This is a genomic window from Pseudomonas sp. HB05 (genome assembly GCF_016756915.1).
Taxonomy (GTDB): Bacteria; Pseudomonadota; Gammaproteobacteria; order Pseudomonadales; family Pseudomonadaceae; genus Aquipseudomonas; species Aquipseudomonas alvandae.
The window spans coordinates 161,897-185,123 of the sequence record NZ_JAESPG010000006.1 but is presented as its reverse complement, the minus strand read 5'-3'; the positions used below and the strand labels follow the sequence as shown (position 1 = coordinate 185,123).

Below are 23,227 nucleotides of genomic sequence, written 5' to 3'. Positions count from 1 at the left end.
CCGCGTCAGCGGCGCAGGAAGAACAGGACCAGCGCGACCAGGCAGGTCAACGCCTGGATCGCGCCCAGCGTGGTGATGGGCGAAAAGCTCAACACGGAGGCGAGCCAGGTGGTCAACGCGGCTGCGCCCATGGAGAGAAAACCCAGCAGCGCCGAGGCCATCCCGGCCTCTTTGCCGAAAGGCCCCATGGTGATCGCCGTACCCAACGGATTCGCCAGCCCCATGCCCCAGAGGAACGTCACCATCGAAACGGCATACCAGCCGAGACCTGGATGGGCCGGCCCGATGATGAGCAGTCCCCCGCCGACCATGGCGCAGGTAATCCCCAGCAAGGCAATGTTTTGCGGGCCGTAGCGGTGGGCCAGGCGCGGTGCGGCCATGCCGGCGGCGAATACGACGAACACCGTCGAAGCGAAATACAGGCCGGCCTGTACCGAGGTCAGGCCGATGCCTTTCATGAGAATGGCCGGGGCGGCGGCGAAAGAGGCGAACAGGCCGCTGAGCAACAGGCTCATCGACAGGGCTGGGAGGATGAAGCGCTTGTCCGCCATCAGCCTTGCGTAAGCGCGCACGACGCTGGCGGTGGAGTGCGGTGCGCGGCGGTCGGCGGGATGGGTTTCGCCAAGATCGCGTACATAGAAGAACGCCAGCACCACGGCGGCCAATCCCACCAGGATGAAGATGGCGCGCCATCCGAGCGTGACGGACAGGACGCTGCCGGCCAGCGGCGAAAAACCGGGTGCGGCCGCGGTGGCGACCATCGTCAACGACAGGGCGCGGGCCAATGTCTCGCCTTCGAACAGGTCCCGAGCGATGGCGCGCGACAGCACCGAGGCCGCGCACACGCCCAATGCCTGGACGATGCGTCCGGCGATCATGACATCGAGCGTGGTGGCGAGTCCTGCGATGACGGTGCCGACGATAAATACCAAGAGTCCGCCCAGCACCAGTTTGCGCCGCCCATAACGATCAGCCAGCGGCCCGACCACCAACTGGCCCAGGGCAAACGTGACGAAGTAGCTGGAGAGTGTCAGGCCCAGTTCGCGGGCAGTCACGCCGAGGTCGTCGCCGATGACCGGGAACGCCGGGAGGATGATATTGGTGGAGAGCATGCCGATGGCCGCGAGGCCGGCGAGCAACGCGACGATTCGGCCGGTCAGGGCTGGACTCGATGCGTGTGGCTGCGCGTCTGCAATCGCTGATGCAGTTCCAGTTTCCATGGATCAATCCCCTTGGCCGGTTTTTGTCTGGCTTATGATGATCGTAATATGACGATCGTCATCCGATGCGTCAAGGTCAAAAGAGGATTCAGGAGGATGGTGCGATGAAGGGAATTCGAACGGGCGCAGAGAGGTGTTTGTACGGTGTGAAATGACCCGGTCGACGCTTGTCAGCGCCGACCGGGTCAGGGGTTTTACCAGCGGAAGTTGACGGAGGTCACCAATTCACGCTCGTCGCCGTAGCGGCAGGTGGATGCTTCACAGTAGACGTATTTTTTATTCGTCACGTTGTTGGCGTTGAGGGCGATGTCCCAGTTCTTGTCGATCTGGTAGCTCGCCATGGCATCGAACAGCGTGTAGGCGGGTAGTTGGGAATCGATAAGCGAGGCCTGGGTAGTTCCTTTGTAGCGAGCTCCACCACCCACCTTCAGTTGTGGCACGCCGAAGAGGGCAAAGTTGTAGTCAGCCCAAAGAGCCGCCTGATGGTAAGGCGTATCCTCGCTGCGTTGGCCTACCTCGCTTTGAACCTGGCTTTTGGTGATACGTGCATCGGTATAAGCGTACGACGCGATAACCGTCAGTTGAGGTGTGACGTCTGCCTTGGCTTCCAATTCCAAACCACGAGAACGCTGTTCGCCAATCTGCTGGGGATTGCCGCCAGCCTGGTCGCGTTTCACGACATTTTCCTGTGTTAGCTCATAGACCGCTGCGCTGAGCAATATATTGCTGCCAGGGGGTTGGTAGCGGATGCCGACTTCGTACTGCTTGCCTTCGGTAGGATCGAAGGTCTGGTCCGTTGCTTCAGCCACTGCGACCGGGAAGAACGATTCGCTATAGCTGATGTAAGGGGCCAGGCCGTTATCTGCTTGATACACCAGGCCGGTGCGCCAGGTGGTGGCTTCGTCGTCCCGGCTCTCCTTCAGCCCCGTCCTGAACGCTTCCTGATCCTGATCCGCCCAGTCGTGGCGGCCACCTAGCAGCAACAGCCAGTGATCGTCGAACTTGATCTGGTCTTGCAGGTAGATGCCTGTTTGGAATGTGTCGATCTGCGAACCTCGCTCACGGTTCAGGCTCTTGTCCACTACAACCGGCTGCCCATAGTTGTAGTCCCCAATATTGATAGAAGGAGCAGCCCTCCGGAAATTGTGCGAGTCGTACGAAGCGTCGTAGCTATCGGCACCCACCAAGAAAGTGTTTTCCACCCCACCAATGTTCCAGCGTGTCTCGATGTTGGTATCGCTGGCCAGCGCTCGAGAGCGCTCACGGCGGTCGCTGTACTGACGAGCCAGTACGCCGTTAGTAACCGCTCCGGCTTGCAGATATTTCCATTTAACATCCCCTTCGTAGTACCGCACTTTGTTGCTGATACGTGTGTGCTCATCGAACCGGTGTTCGAATTCGTAGCCGATGGCGGACATCTCTCCATTCATGTCGTCGTAGTCGGGTTCGCCGATGAAATCGTGTCGGCCGATCTTGACCGGCCCGTTGCCCACGCCCTTGACCAATTGATAGGGCAGTGGGGCGGAGAAGCGGGTGTCGCTCTTCTGATAGAACGAGAGCAGGGTCAGCGAGGTGTCTTCATCGGGGCGCCAGGTCAGGGCCGGGGCGATGTAGAGCTTGTCGTCGTTGATGTAGTCCTGCTGGGTGTCGCTGTCACGCTGGAGCATGGTCAGGCGGTAGCTGAGGACATCGCTGTCACCGAGCGGGCCGCTGAAATCGGCGGTCAGTTGCTTGCGATCGTGGTTGCCGTATTGCAGCCCCAATTCATGGAGCGGGGTTTCGGTCGGTCGTTTGCTGACACCGTTGACGAAGCCGCCAGGCGACAGTTGGCCGTAGAGCACCGAAGCCGCGCCACGGACGACTTCCACGCGTTCCAGGCCATAGGGCTCCTGGACGCCGTCATAAGAGTTGTATTGCAGGCGCATGCCGTCGCGCAGCGAGCCGCCCGTGGCGGACTCGACGTCGAAGCCGCGCATGCGGAACCGGTCGGAGGTACGGTTGAAGCTGCTTGGCTGGCTGGTGAAGCCCGGGGTGTAGCTGAGGGCGTCCGCCAGGGTGTCGGACTTGCGATCGCGCATTTCATCGGCGGTGACCACGGACACCGACTGCGGCGTTTCGGTAATGGCCGCGTTGGACTTGGTGGCGCTGCCGTTGCGCAGGGCGACCTTGCCGGCCAGCGGAGCCGTGGGGTTTTCCACCGCGGCGGCATTGATGTTGATTTCGCCCAGCTGAAGAGGGGCGTTGGCGGCGGCCTCTTCCTGTGCGGCGATCGCCTGGGTTGAAAAGATGCTCCCCAAGGCCAGGGCCAGAGTGCTCAGGTGAAAAGCCGGGTGACGCGAGACGTAACGTTTATCGGTGCCAACTGTTGTTTTTCTTTCGAGCATCGAGGAAGTCCTTGGGGTTGTTTTTCATCTTCGCGAGCCTGCTGTCCCGGTCCAGCGGCGTCAGGCAGGCAAGCGAGGTTAGTGTCTACTGGCCATAATCTGACTGTGAATGATAAGGGTTTGCATTAATATTGTCAGTCTTGTAGGGAAATTATTTTAGTTTCGACATATTCTGTGCCCCACTTTTTGGCCCTCGATGGGTTTCGCGGTGCTGTCACCGGGAAACGATTGCGAGGGTTCGGTACGATGGACGATTCGATCAGGCCCTCTAGGGCGGTGGAGGGACGGTCATGCTGAAAGCCAGCAACGTGCGGCTGAGCTATGGCGAGCAACAGATTCTCAACGGTGTCAGCCTGGATATTCCCGAAGGCTGCTTCACGGCGTTGATCGGGGCGAACGGCTGCGGCAAGACCACGCTGCTTAATGTGTTGGCGCACATGCTGCGGCCCAGCGCGGGCGAGGTGCAGCTGTCCGGCAAGGCCCTGGGCCAGTATTCGCGCCGGGCGCTGGCGCAACGCATGGCGTTGTTACCCCAGCGCACCACCTCGCCGGCCGGCATGAGCGTCCGGGAATTGGTGATGCAGGGGCGTTTTCCCTGGCAGAGCTGGTGGCGCCAGTGGTCCGGGCAGGATCAGCAGGCCATTGACCGTGCCATCGACCTGGCGGGCATCGCGCCTTTGCTCGATCGTTCGCTGGCCACGCTGTCGGGCGGCCAATTGCAGCGATGCTGGATTGCCATGACCTTGGCCCAGGACACCCCAGTGATCCTGTTGGACGAGCCCACGACGTTTCTCGATATCGCCCATCAGATCACCTTGCTCGAACTGCTGGTGGACCTGCGCGAGCAAGGCAAGACCGTCGTCGCCGTGCTTCACGATCTCAACCAGGCCGCGCGTTATGCCGATCATTTGGTGATGATGCGTGAAGGCCGCTTGCTGGCCCAGGGCGCGCCCGCTGAAGTCTTCACCCGCGAAAATCTCAAGGCAGTCTTCGACCTGGACGCGCACATCATCACCGACCCTTATTCGGGCGATCCGCTGTGTGTGCCGCAAACCACCCGTAGCCAGCCCTCGGCTGTGCGGGAGGCGATGTGAGTCACGGTTTGCGATTGCCGGTGTGGCTGGGCCTGCTGGTCGCCATCGGCTTGGCCGCGCTGCTGCACCTCGCGGTTGGCGCCAAGAGCATCCCTTGGAGCGAAGCGTGGCAGGCGCTGGTGGCTTATGCGCCGGACAACGCCGACCAGAGCGTCATTCGCGGCAGCCGCTTGCCGCGCCTGTTGGTGGCCATGCTGGTGGGTGCCAGCCTTGGCCTGGCCGGGGTGATCATGCAGGCCGTGGGCGACAACCCATTGGCCGATCCGGGCATCCTCGGCATCAACAGCGGCGCGGCATTGTTCGTGGTGTTCGGCTTGTTGGTGTTGCCGGGGCACGACCTGTCGATGATCCCGCTGTTCGCGTTCAGTGGCGCGCTGGTGGCAGCCGTCGGCGTCCTGCTGCTGGCGGGCCGCGGGCATAACCCGATCCGGCTGACCTTGTCCGGGGCGATGATTGCGGCATTGTTCAGCGCCATCACTTCGATCCTGCTGTTGCTCGACCAGCAGGGGCTCGACAGCCTGCGCCGTTGGCTCACCGGGTCGATTGGCGTGACCGGCGGCTCGATGCAGGCGTGGGTCTGGCCGTACGTGGTGTTGGGCATGCTTCTGTGCCTGGTCAATGTCCGAGCACTGAATGCCCATCGACTGGGTCCACAGGCTGCCGCCGGCATGGGCGTCAACCTGTTGAAAATGCGCCTGTTCGGCCTGGCCTCCGTGGTCCTGCTGTCGGGGTGCGCGGTCGCTCTGGCGGGGCCGATCGGCTTTGTCGGGCTGGTGGTGCCTCACGCTGCGCGCCTGTTGTTCGGCGACGATTATCGACGGCTGTTGCTGGCCGCGCCCTTGCTCGGCGCGCTGCTGCTCATCCTGGCGGACATCGCCGCACGAACGGTGGTGCGTCCCTTCGAGCTCAACACCGGGATTGTCACGGCACTGATTGGCGGGCCGATTTTCGTTGCGCTGGTGTTGAGGAAAGTCAAATGACGCGCCTGGGACTGACCTTGCCCAGGACGCTGCCCTTGTTGCCTTGGGTGGCCCGGCCGATCGATGTGATCTGGGTGCTGGTGTTGATGTTTACATTGGTGGCCGTGTCGTTGTACGCCTTGACCGTCGGTAGCTATTCGTTGGGTGTCGCCCAGGCCTGGCAAGCCTTGTGGTCCCCTGGGCGGGTCGACTCGGCGATGCGCAACCTGCTTTGGGAGTTGCGTTTGCCGCGTGTCGCGCTGGCGATCCTCGCCGGCATGGCCATGTCGCTGGCCGGCCTGTTGATGCAGTCGTTGACGCGCAATCCGCTGGCGGCGCCGGGCCTCGTGGGCGTGGAATCGGGCGCCAGTGTCACGATGCTGCTGATCATCGTGCTCTGGCCCACGCTGCTGCCGCTGGAACTCTATCCGTTGGCGGCACTGGCGGGCGGGTTGGCCGTGGCATTGTTCGTCGCATTGCTGTCGTGGCGCCAGGGCATTTCACCGCTGCGGTTGATTCTTGTCGGCGTCGGGCTGACTGCCATGCTCAGTGCGGTGGCCGACCTGTTGATCACCTACGGCAACATCGATCAGGTGGAATCGGCGCTGATGTGGCTGGGCGGCAGCTTGCACCGGGCCGGTTGGCCTCAGGTCCGCAGCCTCGGTATCTGGCTGCTGCTGGCGGGGGCTCCGTTGCTGTTTTTCCACCGTCAGTTGAACCTGTTGCAATTGGGCGAAAAAGTCGCGCTCAGCCGTGGCCTGAACGTCACCGGCGTGATGATTTTCCTGTTGCTGTGCAGCGTCATGCTGACGGCGGCCGCCGTGGCGAATGTCGGCACCATGACCTTCGTCGGGCTGGTGGCTCCGCACCTGGCGCGCCAACTGGCGGGTGATCGTCACGGTGCGCTGATGCCGTTGTCGGCGTTGGTGGGGGCGTTGCTGGTATTGGCGGGCGATACGCTGGGGCGGGGGCTTTTCCCGCCGTTGCAGTTGCCGGCGGGGCTGGTGGTCGCCATCATCGGCGCGCCTTATCTGATCCTATTGTTGGCGCGTCAACGCAGTCGCTGAAGACACAGCGATGCATATCTTGAAAACATTGGAGAAAAACGCGTGCGGGGAAGAGTGAAGGGAATGTTCCAGGGATTGCTCGGCATGCTGTGCGTGCCGTTGGCATTGATGTCGATGCACGCCGGCGCGGCTGAAACCAAGGTGTTCGAGAACAGTTTCGGGCGGGTCGAAGTACCTGTTTCACCTCACTGCATCGTCTCCCTGCACGATTTCAGCTTGACCGATCAGTTGCTGGAGCTGGGTATCAAGCCCTGCGGCTCGACCGGCCGCAAGAAGCTGTTCTCGGACGTGGTGTTCCGGGGTGCGCAGGAGCGCTTCGACGTGACGGGCATCCAGTACATCGGCTCGCACCAGGCCCCCGACCTGGAAGCCATCGCTGCGTTGAAGCCGGACCTGATCATCGGCCTGTCGTACCACGCGGACCTCAAGGAAAAGCTCAGCAAAATCGCACCGGTCGTGCTGTTGCCCTCGCGGGAAAGCGACATCAAGACCTACGCCAGGCAGCTCGCCGAACTGGTCGGCAAGCAGCAGCGCTACGAAGAAATGCTCCACGAATACGAATGGGTCGTCAGCGAGTTCAAGAAGCGCGTCAAGGACCCTTCGCGCATCACGGTCACGACGCTCGAAGTCTATACCGATGGTTTCCAGCTGATCGGTCGTGGCGGTATGGATGACGTTATCAAGGACTTCGGCCTGGGCCGTGTCGCCGCGTATCGCGAGGCGCGCCAGAACGTGCCTTACAGCCTGGAGCGAATCGGCGACTTCGACAGTGATTTCATTATCGATACCTATGAGGAACTGCTCGATTCGGAAGCCAGCACGGCTGCGTTTCGCCAGTCGCCTCAATGGCAGAATCTGTTTGCGGTGAAGAACCGCCAGTTTCTCTACCTGAACCGCAGCCGCTATGCCGATACGATGCAGGGCTTGCTGGGTTCCGCCTACCTGCTGATGTCCCATATTGCTGAGCGAGAACGCGTGCTTCAGGCCAAGTGACTTTGTATCGATTGTCATACAAAAGTCATTAATGACAATGATTCTCTATTGCGGTTGTTACTCGTTTGTATTAGTTTGTGCTCTCGAAAAAAACACGCTCATCGGAATGGCGAGGGATCACAGATGGAAACGGGTTTGGCGCGTGCACAGGTTCAATCCATGGAAGGCGTACCGGGTGACGAACTGACCTTGCCGTTCATTTTCCAGGCGCCAGGCGCGGGGGCTGTCTGGCAGGATAGCCGGGCGCAGATCCTGCACGCGGTTGAGGCCGAGTTGCCGCTTGCGGGCGGCATTCTGTTTCGTGGTTTTGCGTTCAAGGGCGAAGCGGATTTTGAAGAGTTCGCCCGCAGTTTCGGTCACGAACTGCTGACCTACGACTACGCCTCGACGCCGCGCACCAAACTCAACAACCGGGTCTACACCTCCACCGAATACCCCGCCCACCAGGTCATCCCGCTGCACAACGAGCAGTCCTACTCGCTCAACTGGCCAATGAAAATCTGGTTCCATTGCGTGCAGGCGTCTCCGGTGGGCGGCGAAACCCCTATCGCCGACAGCCGCAAGGTCTACCAGCAACTCGACCCCGTAATCCGCCAGCGCTTTGCCGAGAAGCGCCTGATGTACGTGCGCAACTATGGCAATGGCCTCGACTTGCCCTGGCAACAGGCGTTCAGTACTGAAGATCGCGCCCAAGTCGAGCATTTCTGCCGCGCCAACCAGATCCAGTTCCAATGGAAGGATGACGGTGAGCTGTCCACACGCCAAGTCTGCCAGGCCGTGGCCCAGCACCCGGTGACCGGGGAGTGGGTGTGGTTCAACCAGGCGCATCTGTTCCATATCTCCAATCTCGCCGCGCCCGTGCGCGAGACGCTGATTTCCATCGTCGGCGAGGAGGGCGTGCCGCGTAACGTGTTCTACGGCGATGGCTCGCCTATCGAGCTCGAAGCCCTGGAGCATGTCCGTGCGGTATTGCAGCGCTGCCAGGTGAGTTTCCCCTGGCAGGCGGGTGACGTGCTGATGCTCGACAACATGCTGGTGGCCCACGGCCGCTCGACATTCCAGGGCGCGCGCAAGGTCGTGGTCGCCATGGCCGAGCCTGCTTCCGCGGGTTGAGCCCGACGCTCTTGCATTAAGCCGCCGCATTGGGCGGCTTATTCCAAACAAGCAAAATGAAGGACATCAAATGCTCGATCGCCTGATGCATCGCTGCTGGCTGCGTGGAATTCGCCTGTCGGAAGCCGAAGGCCAACTGGTTGTCACGCCCGGATCAACCAAGGCGCTGGATGATGAATTGGCTCGCGAACTGACGGCGCGCAGCGCCGAGGTGCTGCAATGGCTGGCCTTGCACCCCGATTATTTTGCGGCGCGCCCGTTGACGGATAACGAGCAGGCGCTCTGGTTTCTCCAGCGCCTGGAGCCGGACAGCTGCGCCTATAACATCGCCTACGCCGGACGCATCAAGGCGCAGTTCGTCACCGAGGATTTGCCCCAGCGCCTGCAAGACGCCTGGGAAACGGTGCAGCGGCGCTACCCGATGCTGTGCACCGCCTATGCCGAGCGCAATGGTGACCTGTTGCAGTGGAGCCATCGTGAGCACGTCCGGCCGCTGGAGCGCGTGGCGTTGCAGGCGGCCGATGCCCAGGCATTGCAGCAGCACATCACCGAGTGGGCCGATAAGCCGTTCAACCTGGAGGCCGGCGACGTCAGTCGGGTCGTCCTGTTGAGCAATGGCCAGGCCGGTCATGTCGAGCACAGTGTGCTGCTGGTGATTCATCACATCGCCGCCGACCTGGCCACGTTCTACATCGTGCTCAACGAATTGTTCGCATTGATCAATGAGCAAGCGCTGCCCGCTGTGAATCCGGACGCGTATCGCGACTATTGCAGCGACCTGCATGTGCGCAGCGAAGCCGCCGAACCGGTGGAGTTGGCGTGGTGGCAAGCGCAATTGGCCGATGCCCCGGCACTGGAATTGCCGACCGATTTTCACTACGGCAGCAACCAGGCGTTCCAGGGCGGAGAGTTGTCGGTTCGTTTCGACCCGGCCACTGCGGCGCGGATTCGTGCCGTGGCCCGCCAATGGGGTGTGACGCCTTATATCTGCTGGTTCTCGTTATTCCAGCAGTTCCTCGGCGTGCTGTCCGGGCAGGATGATTTTGTCCTGGGCACGCCCAGCGGCTGGCGCTTGCGGCGCGAGCACGTCAACCTGCCGGGGTATCTGGTCAACCCGTTGCCGATCCGTTGCCGCTTGCAACGCGAGCTGTCCAGCGGCGATTGGGCCAGGCAGGTGGACGCCACCGTCAAGCAGGCCTTGCAGCACCGCCACTATCCGTTCTCGCGCCTGGTCAAACAGCTGGACCTGCCACGGCAGATGGGCAGGGCGCCGCTGTTCCAGCACATGTTCACCCTCAACAAGGAGCGCATCGCGCCGTTCGAGCAGTATGTCGACCGCCTGCTGTCGGAGCAGCGCGGCGCGGCCCATGAGCTGAACATGGTGGTGATCGACGAGGAGGAGGGCTTCCTTTGCCGGTGGCGCTACAGCAAGGCGCTGTATCGCCGTGAAACGGTCGAGCGCTATTGCGATCAATTCGTTGCCCTGGTCCACGCGGTCATCGAACAGCCGGGCGTACCGTTTGCCCAGCTCGACTGGTTGGCACCGGCGCAGCAGTCGCTCCTCAGCGGCGAGGACATGTCGGTCCCGGTCAGCAACGCCTGGCAGGCATTTACCCAGCAGTGCGCCCACAAGCCGGCGTCGATTGCCCTGCAAGACGAGCAAGGTACGCTCAGCTATGTCGAACTCGGCCAGGCGGTGGCGGCCCGTGGCGAGCGCTTGCAGGCAAGCGCGAACCTGGAGGGCGCGCGCATCGCCCTGTGCCTGCCCCGCAGCCGCGAGCTGGTGATGCACATGCTCGCGGCCTGGCAGTGCGGCGCCACCTACCTGGCCCTCGATCCGCAATGGCCGCAGTCGCGTTTGCAGGACATCTGCCAGGACGCTGCGCCCAAGGTCTGGGTCGGCGAGGGCCTGCGACCGGAATGGCTGCCGGAAGCGGTGCGCTGGCTGTCGTTGCCCAGTGCCGGGTTGTCGAATGGATCGCCGTTGCGCGCATCCCTGGCTGCGGACCTTCCAGCCTACGTCGTCTACACCTCCGGCTCCACCGGCAGGCCGAAAGGCGTGGCGGTCAGCCAGGGCAATCTGATCCATTACGTGACGGGCTGCCTCGAACGCCTCGCCCTGCCAGCCGATGCCAGCCTGGCGAGCCTGGCCAGTTGCGCCACCGACTTGGGGCACACGGCCTTGTTCGGTGCATTGCTCAGCGGCCGTCGCCTGCGACTGTTGGCCGAGGAACTGGCGTTCGACGCCGAGGAGCTGGCGGCCGTGCTTGAGCGCGAGCCCGTGGACCTGCTGAAAATCGTGCCTTCACACCTCAACGCCTTGCTGGTCGCCAACGATCCGCAACGCTTGCTGCCGCGCCAATGCCTGGTAACCGGTGGCGAAGCCTTGGGCCATGAACTGGTCTCGCGCTTGCGGGCATTGAAGCCGGACCTGCGTATCGTCAACCACTACGGACCCAGTGAAACCACCGTCGGGGTGTTGACCCATGAGGTCGATATCGATGGCGCGGCACCGCTGGGTCGACCGCTGCCCAATGTCCAGGTCAGCGTGCGTTCGCCCGACGGCCGTCTGTTGCCGATCGGTGTCAGCGGCGAGCTCTGCGTGCAGGGCAAGACCGTTGCGCTGGGTTATCTCAGCGCCAGCGACGCCGATCGCACCCGCTTCGGAGCCCATGGCTATCGCACCGGCGACCGGGTGCGGCTCAATCATCTGGGGCAGGTGGAGTTTCTCGGCCGGCTCGATGAGCAGGTCAAGATTCGTGGCTACCGGGTAGAGCCGGCGGAAGTCGCGGCACGGCTGAGGGCGATGCCGCACGTCAGCGATGTACAAGTGCTGAACAGCCCGTCGCCGTTGACGGGCAACCGCCTGGTGGCGTTCCTGGTCGCACCGTCGAGCGCGTTGCCGGATATTCAAGCCGCCCTGCAAGCGCAACTGCCGGACTACATGCAGCCGGCCCAGTGGCATTGCCTCGATGGGTTTGCCTTGTTGCCCAACGGCAAGGTGGATCGCAAGGCATTGCTGCAGTTGGCCGAGCAAGCGCCGGCCACCGCGCAGGAAATGTCTCCAATCGTGGAGCCTCTGGACGCGGTCGAAAGCGCGTTGCTCGGCATCTGGCGCGGGCTGCTCGGCAATCCTGACCTGGGGCCCGATGACAACTTCTTTGCCTTGGGCGGCGACTCGATCCTCGGCCTGCAGATCATCGCGTTGGCGCGCCAGCAACATATCCTGATGACGCCCAAGCAACTGTTCGCCGAACAGACCGTACGCGCCTTGGCCCGAGTGGTGCAAACGCCACAGCGCAGCCTTGAACAGCGTCTGCTCGACATCGCTCGCGAGATCCTCAATAACCCCGACCTGCGGGTCGATGACAACTTCTTCAGTGTCGGTGGCGACTCGATCCTGAGTTTGCAGATCATCGCCCGGGCCAAGCAGCAGGGGCTGCAACTCAAGCCCAAGCAGATTTTCGAGTTCCCCACCGTGCGCGGTTGGGCCGAGCAGGTGGTTGATCTTGGCGCGGTGAAGGCGGGCGCTACGCCAGCCGTGCTTGAACCTGCCACCGCATTTGCCCTGACGCCGATCCAGCAATGGTTCTTCGCCCAGGAGCAAACCGAATCCGGGCACTGGAACCAATCCTTGCTGCTGGCGTTGAACGCGCCATTGGAAAAGCCGCGATTTATCCACGCCGTGGGCGCGTTGCTGCAGCGTCACGCGAGCTTGCGCCTGGTCTTCGAAACCTCGCCGCAAGGCTGGCAGCAACGCTACCAGGCCTTTTCCCCGAGCCTGCTCGACGGGTTATTCCAGGTCGAGGACCAACCGCTGGACGACGCGCTGTTGCAGCGTTGGCAACAAGGCTTCGAGCTGGGCAAGGCGCCATTGATTCGCTGGGTGTATTTCTCCCAGAGCCAGGCATTGTTGTGCACGGCGCATCACTTGCTTGTCGATGCCGTGTCCTGGCAGGTGCTGCTGGAAGAACTGGAAAGCCTCTACCTGCAACCAAGCGTGGCGTTGCCTGGCGTTTCGGCGGGTTTCCATGTGTGGAGCGAGGCCTTGCAGCAACATCGCCTGGAGCCCGCCGTCCTGGCCCAGGTCGGCTATTGGCATGAGCAGTTGCCCGCCGAACATAACGTTCTTCAACAGCCCAATGCATACGGCGAAAGCCGGACACTGGACATGCAACTGTCGGTGGAGCAAACGCAGTTATTGCTGGGCGATTGCCACGCGGCCTACGGCACCCAGGTCCAGGATCTGCTGGTGGCCGCATTGGCCGGTGTCATCGGCCAATGGCAGGGCCGCGAGCGCGTCACCCTTGAGCTGGAAAGCCACGGCCGCAGCGGCTGGGAGCAAGGCCCCGAGCTGTCGCGCTCGATCGGTTGGCACACCAGCCGCTACCCGCTGGCGGTCGAAACTTCGTGGGACCTGGAGTCGTCGATCATCGCGGCCAAGGAAGCCCTGCGCCGCGTCCCCGAACAAGGCATCGGCTACGGCCTGTTGCGCCAGGATCCGGCCCACGGCCTGGGTGCCGCCTCGCTGCTGACCTTCAACTACCTGGGGCGGGTCGACCAATGGATCGGCGCATCGAGCCTCTGGCGTCTCGCGCGGCCGATGTGCCCCGGCATGCGCGCCGAGAGCACCCACCGCACGCACTGGCTGGATGTGACGGCGCTGGTCAACGAAGGCCAGCTACATGTCGAGTGGCGCTACGCACCGCAGGTCCACGACCCGGTGTTGGTGAACGAACTGGCGCGTCAGTTCCAGCAGCGGATCAGCGCCTTGCTGGAGCACTGCCAGGCCCCCTCGGTGGGCCGCGCCACGGCTTCGGATTTCGCCGACTCAGGCCTGTCCGACGATGAATTCCTGGGGCTGCTCGAACAACTCGAGCAATGAGCCCCCGCGTCCCAAACATTACAGGTTCGGATACCGTCAGCATGAACGACAAGGTCAAGGCTCTTTCGCGCAACATCGAAGCGATCTACCCGCTGGCTCCCATGCAGCAAGGATTGCTGTTCCACAGCTTGATGCACCCTGGCAAGGGCATGTATCTGCTGCAATATCGCCATGTCATGGTCATGCCGGACCTCGACCTCGCGGCCTTCCGCCAGGCCTGGGCGCAGGTGGTGGAGCGCCATGAACTGCTGCGCACCTCCTTCGTCTGGAAGCAGCAGAAGCGCCCGATGCAGGTGGTGCATAAGCAGGTCGAACTGCCGATCACCTACGAGGATTGGTCGCTCCTGAGCGAAGGCGAGCAGCAGGACCGCCTCGAGCAATTGCTCGGCGAAGAACGCGCCGAAGGGCTGGATTTCACCAAGGCGCCACTGATGCGCGTCCGGTTGTACAAGCTGGCGCCCGACACCTACCAGTTCGTGCGCAGCTACCACCACATCCTCATGGATGCGTGGTGCTTCTCGATCATCATGATGGACTTCCTCAACGGCTATCGCGCCGCCCGGGAAGGACGTCGACTGAACTTGCCGACACCGCGCCCGTATCGCGACTTCATTCGCTGGCTGGAAACCCAGAAACCGGAAGATCACCAAGCTTTCTGGCAACAGCGCTTGGCGGGCTTCGACACGCCCAACGAGTTTGGCTTCGGTCACATCGGCCGGGTCCAAGGCGCTGCCGAACCGGTCGAGGACTGTGTCGAATTCCTGGAGCCCGGGCAGACCCAGGCATTGCAGAACGTCGCGGCCCGGCATGGCCTGACCCTCAACACCCTGGTGCAAGGCGCCTGGGCTTTGTTGCTGGCGCGCTACAGCGGCGATCGCGACTTGGTGTTCGGCATTACGGTTGCCGGCCGTCCGGTGCACCTGCAAGGCATGGAAAGCATCGTCGGCCTGTTCATCAACAGCTTGCCGCTGCGCTGGAGTTGTGGCCCGGAGGATGGGCTTGGCCCGTGGCTGAAAGCCTTGCAGACCGAGAACCTGAGCCTGCGCGAGCACGAGAGTGTTTCCCTGGCGGACATCCAGCGCTGGAGCGATGTGCAGCGCCAGGACTTGTTCCAGAGCCTGTTCGTGTTCGAGAACGCGCCCATTGCCGCCGACCTGCGCCAGGGGCAGTTGGACTACCTGATCAGTGACATGGCCAACCGCACCCACACCAACTACCCGATCACGGTGGTGATCGTGCCGGGCGAGCGCCTGCACCTGCAGTTGACCTATCAAACCGACTGGTTCCTGCGCGAAGAAGTCCAGCAGATGCTGCGGCATTTCCGCACCTTATTGTTGAACATGGGCGAAGCCCTCGGCGCAAACGCCGGCACGCCGTTGCATCAACTGGCGATGCTCGATGCAAGTGAAATCACTCACCAGCACCAGGTTTGGGCCGGTGGCGGGCTGGAACCCGACGAGCAACTGCTGCAGCCGTTGTATGTCGAGCGTTTCCAGGAGCAGGTTCGCCAGACCCCAGAGCGCGTCGCCATGGTCCATGGTGAGCAAAGCCTGACGTTCGATCAGTTGAACCGCGCCGCCAACCGACTGGCCCGGCACTTGCGCGCCCAAGGTGTGGGCAGTGACGACTTGATCGCGGTGTTCGACGAGCGGGGCCTGGACCTGGTGGTGATGATCGTCGCCACGCTCAAGGCCGGTGCCGGTTGGCTGCCGCTCGATCCGCGCAACCCGGCCCAGCGCCTGGCCCAGGTGCTGCGCCAGAGCCGCACGCCGTTGCTGATTCATAGCGCAGGGCAGGGCGAACTGGCGATGCAGGCCCTCGACCTGCTCGACCAGCGGCCCAAGGCCGTGCGCTACGACCCCTCGGTACTGGGCAGCTACAGCGACGATGACCTGAACATCGCCGTGCACGACACATCGTTGGCCTATTGCATCTTCACCTCCGGCTCCACCGGCACGCCGAAGGGCGCGATGGTGGCGCAGGCGGGCATGCTCAATAACATTCTCGGCAAGTTGCCGGGGCTGGGGCTCGATGCGAACGACGTGATCGCCCAGACTGCGCCGCAGTGCTTCGACATTTCAGTCTGGCAGACCCTCGCCGGGCTGGTGCTCGGGGCCCGCACCGTGATCCTTGGCGATTGCGTCGTGCAGGATCCCGAGGCACTGGCCTCGGCCATCGGACGCCACGGCATCAGCATCCTCGAAGCGGTGCCGTCCCTGATGCAAAGTCTGTTGGACGCCGGCTTGGAAACGTCCCCCCTGCGCTGGGTGCTCGCCACGGGCGAGGCCTTGCCGCCAGCCTTGGCGCGTCGTTGGTTCGAGCGCTACCCGGCGATCCCGCTGATGAATGCCTACGGGCCGGCGGAATGCTCCGATGACGTGGCTTTTCATCCGCTGCTCGAACGCTTGCCGGAACAACGCATCAACGTGCCGATCGGCCGTGCCACGCTGAACAATCGCTTGTACCTACTCAACGCCGATCTGCAGCCGATACCAGTGGGCGCGGTCGGGGAGATCTTCGTCGCCGGCGTCGGCGTCGGGCGCGGCTACATGGCCGACCCGGCGCGTACGGCGGCAGTCTTCCTGCCGGATCCGATCGCCAACGACGGTTCTCGCCTGTACCGCACCGGTGACCTGGCGCGCTTCCTGCCTAACGGCGACCTGGAATACGTCGGACGCACCGACCACCAAGTCAAGATTCGCGGCCATCGCATCGAGCTGGACGAGATCGAGGCTTGCCTGACCCGTTACCCCGGCGTGCGCGAAGCCGTGGTCGTGGCCCGTGACGACCAGCAGCGCGCCAAGGTGCTGGTGGCTTACGTCGTGGCCGATGGCGCCTGCAGCATCGAGGCGTTGCGCGAGCATGTGCTGGGCAATCTCCCGGCCTACATGATCCCGAGCGCATTCGTATTCCTGGAGCGTTTCCCGCTCAACGGCAACGGCAAGATCGACCGCAAGTCGTTGCCCGCGCCGGATTTTGCCGCGCAAAGCCAGGCCCGCTATGTGGCGCCGAGCAGCGAGCTGCAAGGCCAGTTGGTGGAAGCCTGGCAAAGCGTGCTCGGTCTGGGCCAGGTGGGTGTCGAGGACAACTTCTTCGAGCTGGGCGGCCATTCGCTGCTGGCGACCCAGTTGATCGGCCTGATCGGCAAGCTCAGCGGCAAGGACCTGCCGTTGCGCGTGGTCTTCGAACGTCCGACCATCACCGCCATGGCCGATTGGCTGGAGAACCAGGCCGGCGCGGTAAAGCCGTCGCCGACGTTGCTGCCGCGTCCGGAAACGCTGCCGCTCTCGTTTGCCCAGCAACGGTTGTGGTTCCTGCAACAACTCGACCCCGACAGCCCGGCGTACAACCTGGCCGGCGCCGTGCGCCTGACCGGCGAGCTGCACGTCGCTGACCTGCACGCGGCCTTGCAAGCGGTCCTCGACCAGCACGAGGTGCTGCGCACCGGGTTCATCGGCGCGGCTCAAGGGCCGAGCCAGGTTGTCCTGGCGCACAGCGAGATTGAGTTGCCGGTCATCGATGTGGCGAGCGAAGACGCGCTGCACGAACGACTGCGCCGAGACGCCATGACGCCGTTCGCCCTCGACGCGGCGCCGCTGCTGCGCGCCAGGCTGTATCGCCTGGCGCCGGAGACGTTCGTCTTGTCGTTGAATTGCCACCACATCGTTGCCGATGGCTGGTCCCTGCAACTGATCATCGACGGGCTCTGCGAGCAGTACCGCAATCGTCGCAAGGGCGTCGCGACCCCACGGCCCGCCCCGGCAATGCAATACGCCGACTACGCCGTGTGGCAGCGCCAATGGATGGGCAGCAAGGCGTGTGAGCAAGAGCTGGCCTACTGGTGCGAGCAACTGGCCGGCGAGCTGCCGGTGCTCGACCTGGCCGCCGATTTTCCTCGTCCCGCCCAGGCCAGCCAGGCTGGTGGACGCGTCGAGTGTCGCTTGTCCGAGGACTTGGCGGCACGGCTCAGGACCTTCAGCGCGTGTCATGGCTGGAGCAACTTCATTCCGATGATGACCGCTTTCCAATTGTTATTGCGCAGTCGCAGCGGCGAAGACGACATCCTCGTCGGTGTACCGGCGGCCAACCGGCACCATGCGGCGCTGCAACCGCTGGTGGGTTGCTTCGTCAACACCTTGGTGTACCGCAAGAGAATCTCTGGCGAGCGCAGCCCGCTGCAACTGATGAACGAGTTGCAGGCCTTGTCGGTGTCGGTCCAGTCCCACCAGGACTTGCCGTTCGACTACTTGATCGAACAACTGGGCGTGGTCCGGCAGGTGAGCTACAACCCGCTGTTCCAAGTGATGTTCAACTACTTCCCGGGCAACGCCCTGGAGCGTTTCGAACTCACCGACGTCATCGCCGAACCGCTGGACAACCGCCCCGACAGCGCCTTGTGCGACCTGCACCTGGACGTGCGCGACAGCGAGCATGGCATCAGCCTCAGCTTGCAATACAGCAGCGATCTGTTCCGCGAGCAGACCGTGCAAGGCATGGCCGAGCAATACCTGGCCTTGCTCGATGCGCTGATCGAGCAAGCTGCCGAGCCGCTGGGTGAACTGGCATGGCAGCCCGCCGAACGGGCGCTGGCGCGGATCGATGGCCGCGCGGTGGCCGGTCAACGGGACATCCTCGAAGCGTTCGCGCTTCAGGTTGCCCACCAGCCGGAGGCGATTGCCGTCGTGGCCGGCAATCAACAACTGACTTACGCCGAGCTGGACCAGGCCGCCGAGGCGCTCGCGGCGACGTTGCAAGCCCATGGCGTCGGTGTCGAAGACCGCGTGGCGTTGAGCCTGCCCCGCGACGCACGCCTGCCCATGGCCATGCTGGCGGTGCTCAAGGCCGGTGCGGCGTATGTGCCGCTGGCCGAAGACACGCCGCCGGAGCGTGGCCGCTACATTCTCGAAGCGGCGCAGCCCACGTTATGCCTGGGCACCGCCGCGAGCCTTAACGTATTGGCGCAGTGGAACACCGGGCTGCCGTTGCTGGACATCGACGCCAGCGGCTCGGCCGTCCCGTGCAAGCCTGTGGCCTGCATCGCCAGTCAACTCGCCTACGTGCTGTACACCTCGGGTTCCACCGGCCAGCCCAAAGGCGTGGCGATCAGCCGTGGCAACCTGATGAACCTGATGCTGGCCGTCGATCAGGTCTTGCCGATGACGCCCCGCGACCGGGTCCTGGCCCTGACCACCGCGACGTTCGACATTGCCATCGTCGAGTTGCTCCTGCCCTTGGCCCATGGCGCCAGCATCCTCCTGGCCGATCGGGAGCAGGCGCGGGATCCGCAAGCGATCGATCAATTGTTGCTGACCGGACAACCCACCGTCATGCAGGCCACGCCGGCCACTTGGCGGATGTTGGTGGCGCACACCTCGCGCAGTTGGCAGGGCGTGCGTGCCGTCTCCGGTGGCGAAGCCCTGCCGTGCGCGCTGGCCGAAGCCATCGAGGGCAGGGGCGCCAAGGTCATCAACGGCTACGGGCCGACGGAAGCGACCGTCTACAGCACCTTCGAAGTGCGCAGTGGCAATGAAAGCGCAGTGGAGGTGCCGATCGGGCAACCGGTGGCCAATACCGCTGCGTACGTGCTCGACGCCGACCTGCAACCGGTCGCCGCCGGCGTGCCCGGTGAGCTGTACCTGGCCGGGGCCAACCTGGGTCGCGGCTATTTCGCTGCCGCGCGCCTGACCGCCGCGGCGTTCCTGCCGGATCCTTTCGTGGCCGGCGCGCGCATGTACCGTACCGGTGACCGGGTGCGCCGCAATAGCGATGGCAGCCTGGATTACCTCGGGCGCCTGGACTTCCAGGTCAAGCTGCGGGGTTTCCGTATCGAGCTGGGTGAGATCGAAGCGCTGTTGTCCCGCGTCCCCGGGGTTCGCGAGGCGGCCGTGGTGCTGCTCGGCAGCGGGGAATCGGCGCGGTTGGTGGGTTACTACGCTGGCGATGCGCTGGACGAAACGACGCTGCGCGCCAGCCTCGGCGCACAGTTGCCGGACTACATGCTGCCCAGCCAATTCGTTCGCCTCGACACCCTGCCGTTGAGCCCCAGCGGCAAGGTCGACCGCAAGGCTCTGCCAGCACCGCAGCAGCGTGACGGCCAGCAGGGCGCATTGTCGAGCGAGTGGGAGCAGACCCTGGCTGGCCTCTGGCAAGAGCTGCTGGGATGCACCGACGTTGGCGCGGACGATAATTTCTTTGCCCTGGGCGGGCACTCGCTGTTGGCGGCGCGGCTGGTGGCACGAATCGCCGAACAGCATGGTCGGCGCCTGCCGTTGCGCAGCGTGTTCGAACAACCGGTGCTGCGCGACCTCGCCGCGACATTGGCCGAGGCCAGCACCGAGGCCGACGGCATTCTGCGTCCGTTCGAAGCCCCCCTCGCACCGTTGCATTTCACTCAGCAACGCTTGTGGTTCCTCGACCGTTTGCAGGGCGATACCCAGGCCTATCACCTGTCCCTGGCCTTGCGCCTGGACGGCCTCCTGCAACCCGCATTGCTGGAACAGGCGCTGGCGCACCTGGTGGTTCGCCAACACAGCCTGCGGACGGTGTTCAGCGACACCGCCGAGGGCGCACGCCAGCATGTCGAAGACCTCGGCGCGATGCCGCTGAGCTTCGAACCGCTGGAAAACGACGAATATTCCAGCGGCTTCACCCAGAAGCTCAGCCAGGAGGCGCAGCGTCCGTTCGACCTCACCGCGCCGCCGCTGTGGCGGGTGCGGGTGTACCAAGGCCCGGGCCGAAGCGTGCTGCAAGTGACCTTGCACCACATCATTGCCGATGCGCGCTCATTGGAAATCCTCTTCGCCGAACTGCAACACATCTACCAAGCCTTGCTGGAAGGATGCGACGCTTGCCTGCCAGCCTTGCCGCTGCAGTTTTCCGACGTCGCGGCCAGTTGGCAAAGCCCGGCGGGGCAGGCGCGGATCGAGTCGCAGCTTGATTACTGGCGACGCACCCTGGCGGGCGAACCGCCGGTGCTGAACCTGCCGACCGACATGCCGCGGCCCGCCGAGCAGGGCTACAAGGGCCAGCGCCTGCGCTTCAACCTGCCGGCGAGCCTGGTCAAGCACCTGCGCGAGACGGCGCAACGCCATGGCCTGACCGCTTTCGCACCGTTGCTGGCTGCCTGGAAAACCTTGTTGGCCAGACACTCGGGCCAACGGGACATCTGGATCGGCCTGCCGGTCGCCCATCGACATCAGGCCCATACCGACAACCTGATCGGCTATTTCGCCACCACCCAGGTCCTGCGCAGCCACCTCGATCCCCAGCAATCGGTCGAGCAGTTCTGGCAGCAGTTGCAAGCCACGCACCTGGCGGCGCAACAGCATGCCGACGTGCCGTTCGAGCGCTTGGTGGAAGCCTTGCAAGTGCGCCGCGATCTCAGCCACACACCGCTGTTCCAGGCGTTGTTCAACCTGATCCAGCGCGATGCCAATGCAACGCTCGAAGAGCATTTCGCCGGCTTGCCGGCACAGCGGCTCAACGTTGAAAGCGACAGCGCCCTGGTGGACATCGGCCTGCACATCGAGCAGCAGGGCGAGGATTGGCAATGCGTGCTGGAATACAACACCGACCTGTTCCTGGCACACACCGCACAACGTTATGCCGATGAGTTCCGCTACCTGCTCGAAGGCATGTTGCAACAACCGGATGCGCGTCTCTGGGACATCGACCTGGCCAACGCCGATCATGCCTTGGCCCAGCGCCCATGGAATCGCCCGGCGCAATCCTTGGCGCCGGTGGTGGACGTCATCGCCCGTTTTGAGCAGCAGGTCGTCCTGACGCCTCTAGCGCTGGCGATGGATTGCCAGGACCAGCAACTGACCTACGCGCAACTCAACGTCATCAGCAATCGCCTCGCCCATTGGCTGCGTGCGCAAGGTGTCGGCACCGATGACCTGGTTGCCGTCTGCCTGAGTCGTGGCCCATGGCTGCTGCCAACTCTGCTGGCGATCCACAAGGCCGGCGCGGCGTACCTGCCACTGGATCCGCAGCACCCGAGCGAGCGGCTGGGCTTCATCATCGGGCATGCGCGTCCGGCCCTGGTGCTCAGCGAAAGCCTGTGCGCCGAGGCTTTAGGCGACGTCGATCACGTCCTGCTCGACGGGTTGGCGCTGGACACCCGCAGCGACGCCAACCTTGCGTTGCCGATCGATGCGCAGCAGCGCGCCTATGTGATCTACACCTCGGGCTCGACCGGCACACCGAAAGGCGTGCAGGTCAGCCGGGGCAACCTGAGCAACTTGCTGGCCGGCCTCGATCGCTTGCTGCCGCTCGGCGCCGAGGATGTCTGGCTCGCCAGCACCACGTACGCTTTCGATATGTGCAAGCCGGAGCTGTTCCTGCCGCTGGTCAACGGCGCGGCCATCCTGCTGGCGCGCCGCGAGCAGGTGGTCGATGGACATCAGTTGTTCGGGCTGCTGCGCCGGGCCACGGTATTCCAGGCCACCCCTGCGGGTTGGCAGATCCTGTTGGAAACCGGCCAGGTCGATTGGCCGCCGCTGCGTGGCCTGATCGGTGGCGAGGCGGTGCCCGGTGAGCTGGTGAATGAACTGCGCAGCCGTGGCGTGGCGCTGATCAACGCCTACGGCCCGACGGAAACCACCGTCTGGTCGACCACCCAGGCATTGCAGGACGTGCCGTCCGGCGTCGCCGACATCGGCATGCCTCTGCTCAATACCCTCTGCTACGTGCTCGACGACATGCTCCGCCCGGTGCCGCTGGGGGCGACGGGCGAGCTGTATATCGCCGGCTCCGGCGTCACCCGGGGTTATCAGCACGCGCCAGCCATCACGGCGGCGGCATATTTGCCGGACCCTTATGCCGGCGAACCGGGTAGCCGCATGTACCGCACCGGCGACTTGGTACGCCGCCGCAACGACGGGCGGCTGGCTTATGTCGGTCGCGGTGATTTCCAGGTCAAGGTGCGCGGTTTCCGCATCGAGCCCGGTGAAATCGAATCGCTGCTGCGCCGTTACCCCGGCGTGGAAGAAGCCGTGGTAATGATCGATGCCCGCAGTCAGAGTCTGTTTGCCTGGTTGCAGGCACCGAACCCGGTCGATCAGGCGGCGCTGCGTCGGTATCTGGAAGGCGTGTTGCCGGGCTACATGATTCCGGCTGGCTTCATCGAACAGCCGCGCCTGGCCCTTAACGCCAACGGCAAGATCGATCGCAAGGCCTTGCCGGCACCGCAGCCGGTGGCGATCCAGGGTGTAGCGCCGCGCAGCGAGCTGGAGCAGCAATTGGCGGACATCTGGCAGGAGCTGCTGGCGTTGCCGCAGGTCGGGGTGTTCAACAGCTTCTTCGAGCTGGGCGGTCATTCGTTGTTGGCCATGCGCTTGATGACGCAAGTCGAGAGCCGTTTCGGCGTCAAGCTCGAACTTCGCAGCCTGTTCCAGAACCCGACGATCGCCGCGCTCGCCGAACAGATCGAAAAACCCCAGGGGCCGTCGACCGACGAAGCCCTGGACGAAATGCAGCGCCTGTTGGCCGAGATGGAAATGTAAGGATGA

Annotated in this window: 9 protein-coding genes; 7 read left to right on the top strand and 2 right to left on the bottom strand. The window is 63.7% G+C overall.

Features of this window, described 5'->3' with window-relative positions; all coding sequences use genetic code 11:
• Positions 1-5: 5 nt before the first annotated feature.
• Both JMN22_RS08955 and JMN22_RS08950 read right to left on the bottom strand, forming a co-directional pair.
• Positions 6-1,220, bottom strand: coding sequence for a multidrug effflux MFS transporter (locus tag JMN22_RS08955; protein ID WP_030141572.1), 1,215 nt, complete (start codon positions 1,218-1,220; stop codon positions 6-8).
• A 194-nt stretch (positions 1,221-1,414) separates the two neighbouring features.
• Positions 1,415-3,604: a TonB-dependent siderophore receptor gene (locus JMN22_RS08950; protein ID WP_198796741.1), complete on the bottom strand. Its 2,190-nt coding sequence runs from the start codon at positions 3,602-3,604 to the stop codon at positions 1,415-1,417.
• Between the two features lie 290 nt (positions 3,605-3,894).
• Between JMN22_RS08950 and JMN22_RS08945 the strand changes: the two genes are divergently transcribed.
• The 7 genes from JMN22_RS08945 to JMN22_RS08915 all read left to right on the top strand — a co-directional run bounded on the left by JMN22_RS08945 (position 3,895) and on the right by JMN22_RS08915 (position 23,221).
• Positions 3,895-4,698 carry an ABC transporter ATP-binding protein gene (locus JMN22_RS08945; RefSeq protein ID WP_198796742.1) on the top strand — a complete coding sequence of 268 codons (804 nt, stop codon included), beginning with the start codon at positions 3,895-3,897 and terminating at the stop codon, positions 4,696-4,698.
• A complete protein-coding gene (locus JMN22_RS08940) occupies positions 4,695-5,678 on the top strand; it encodes a FecCD family ABC transporter permease (protein WP_030141569.1) in 984 nt (327 codons plus the stop codon). Before JMN22_RS08945 ends, JMN22_RS08940 begins: the two co-directional genes overlap by 4 nt.
• Positions 5,675-6,724 carry a FecCD family ABC transporter permease gene (locus JMN22_RS08935; protein WP_198796743.1) on the top strand — a complete coding sequence of 350 codons (1,050 nt, stop codon included), beginning with the start codon at positions 5,675-5,677 and terminating at the stop codon, positions 6,722-6,724. Before JMN22_RS08940 ends, JMN22_RS08935 begins: the two co-directional genes overlap by 4 nt.
• Positions 6,725-6,787: 63 nt before the next feature.
• Positions 6,788-7,717, top strand: a complete 930-nt coding sequence (locus JMN22_RS08930) for an iron-siderophore ABC transporter substrate-binding protein (protein ID WP_030141567.1) — start codon at positions 6,788-6,790, stop codon at positions 7,715-7,717.
• Positions 7,718-7,876: 159 nt separating this feature from the next.
• A complete protein-coding gene (locus tag JMN22_RS08925; RefSeq protein ID WP_033864612.1) occupies positions 7,877-8,830 on the top strand; it encodes a TauD/TfdA family dioxygenase in 954 nt (317 codons plus the stop codon).
• Between the two features lie 70 nt (positions 8,831-8,900).
• The gene (locus tag JMN22_RS08920) at positions 8,901-13,715 is read left to right on the top strand and encodes a non-ribosomal peptide synthetase (protein WP_198796744.1); all 4,815 of its coding nucleotides are present in this window, start codon (positions 8,901-8,903) and stop codon (positions 13,713-13,715) included.
• A gap of 41 nt (positions 13,716-13,756) precedes the next feature.
• Entirely contained in the window at positions 13,757-23,221 is a 9,465-nt protein-coding gene (locus JMN22_RS08915) for a non-ribosomal peptide synthetase (protein WP_198796745.1), read from the top strand.
• Positions 23,222-23,227 lie beyond the last annotated feature (6 nt).

What these genes read in the sequence shown, in the direction of transcription:
- JMN22_RS08955 (WP_030141572.1), bottom strand. Translation starts at nt 1,220, where the DNA reads ATGGAAACTGGAACTGCATCAGCGATTGCAGACGCGCAGCCACACGCA.
- JMN22_RS08950 (WP_198796741.1), bottom strand. Translation starts at nt 3,604, where the DNA reads ATGCTCGAAAGAAAAACAACAGTTGGCACCGATAAACGTTACGTCTCG.
- JMN22_RS08945 (WP_198796742.1), top strand. Translation starts at nt 3,895, where the DNA reads ATGCTGAAAGCCAGCAACGTGCGGCTGAGCTATGGCGAGCAACAGATT.
- JMN22_RS08935 (WP_198796743.1), top strand. Translation starts at nt 5,675, where the DNA reads ATGACGCGCCTGGGACTGACCTTGCCCAGGACGCTGCCCTTGTTGCCT.
- JMN22_RS08930 (WP_030141567.1), top strand. Translation starts at nt 6,788, where the DNA reads ATGTTCCAGGGATTGCTCGGCATGCTGTGCGTGCCGTTGGCATTGATG.
- JMN22_RS08925 (WP_033864612.1), top strand. Translation starts at nt 7,877, where the DNA reads ATGGAAGGCGTACCGGGTGACGAACTGACCTTGCCGTTCATTTTCCAG.
- JMN22_RS08920 (WP_198796744.1), top strand. Translation starts at nt 8,901, where the DNA reads ATGCTCGATCGCCTGATGCATCGCTGCTGGCTGCGTGGAATTCGCCTG.
- JMN22_RS08915 (WP_198796745.1), top strand. Translation starts at nt 13,757, where the DNA reads ATGAACGACAAGGTCAAGGCTCTTTCGCGCAACATCGAAGCGATCTAC.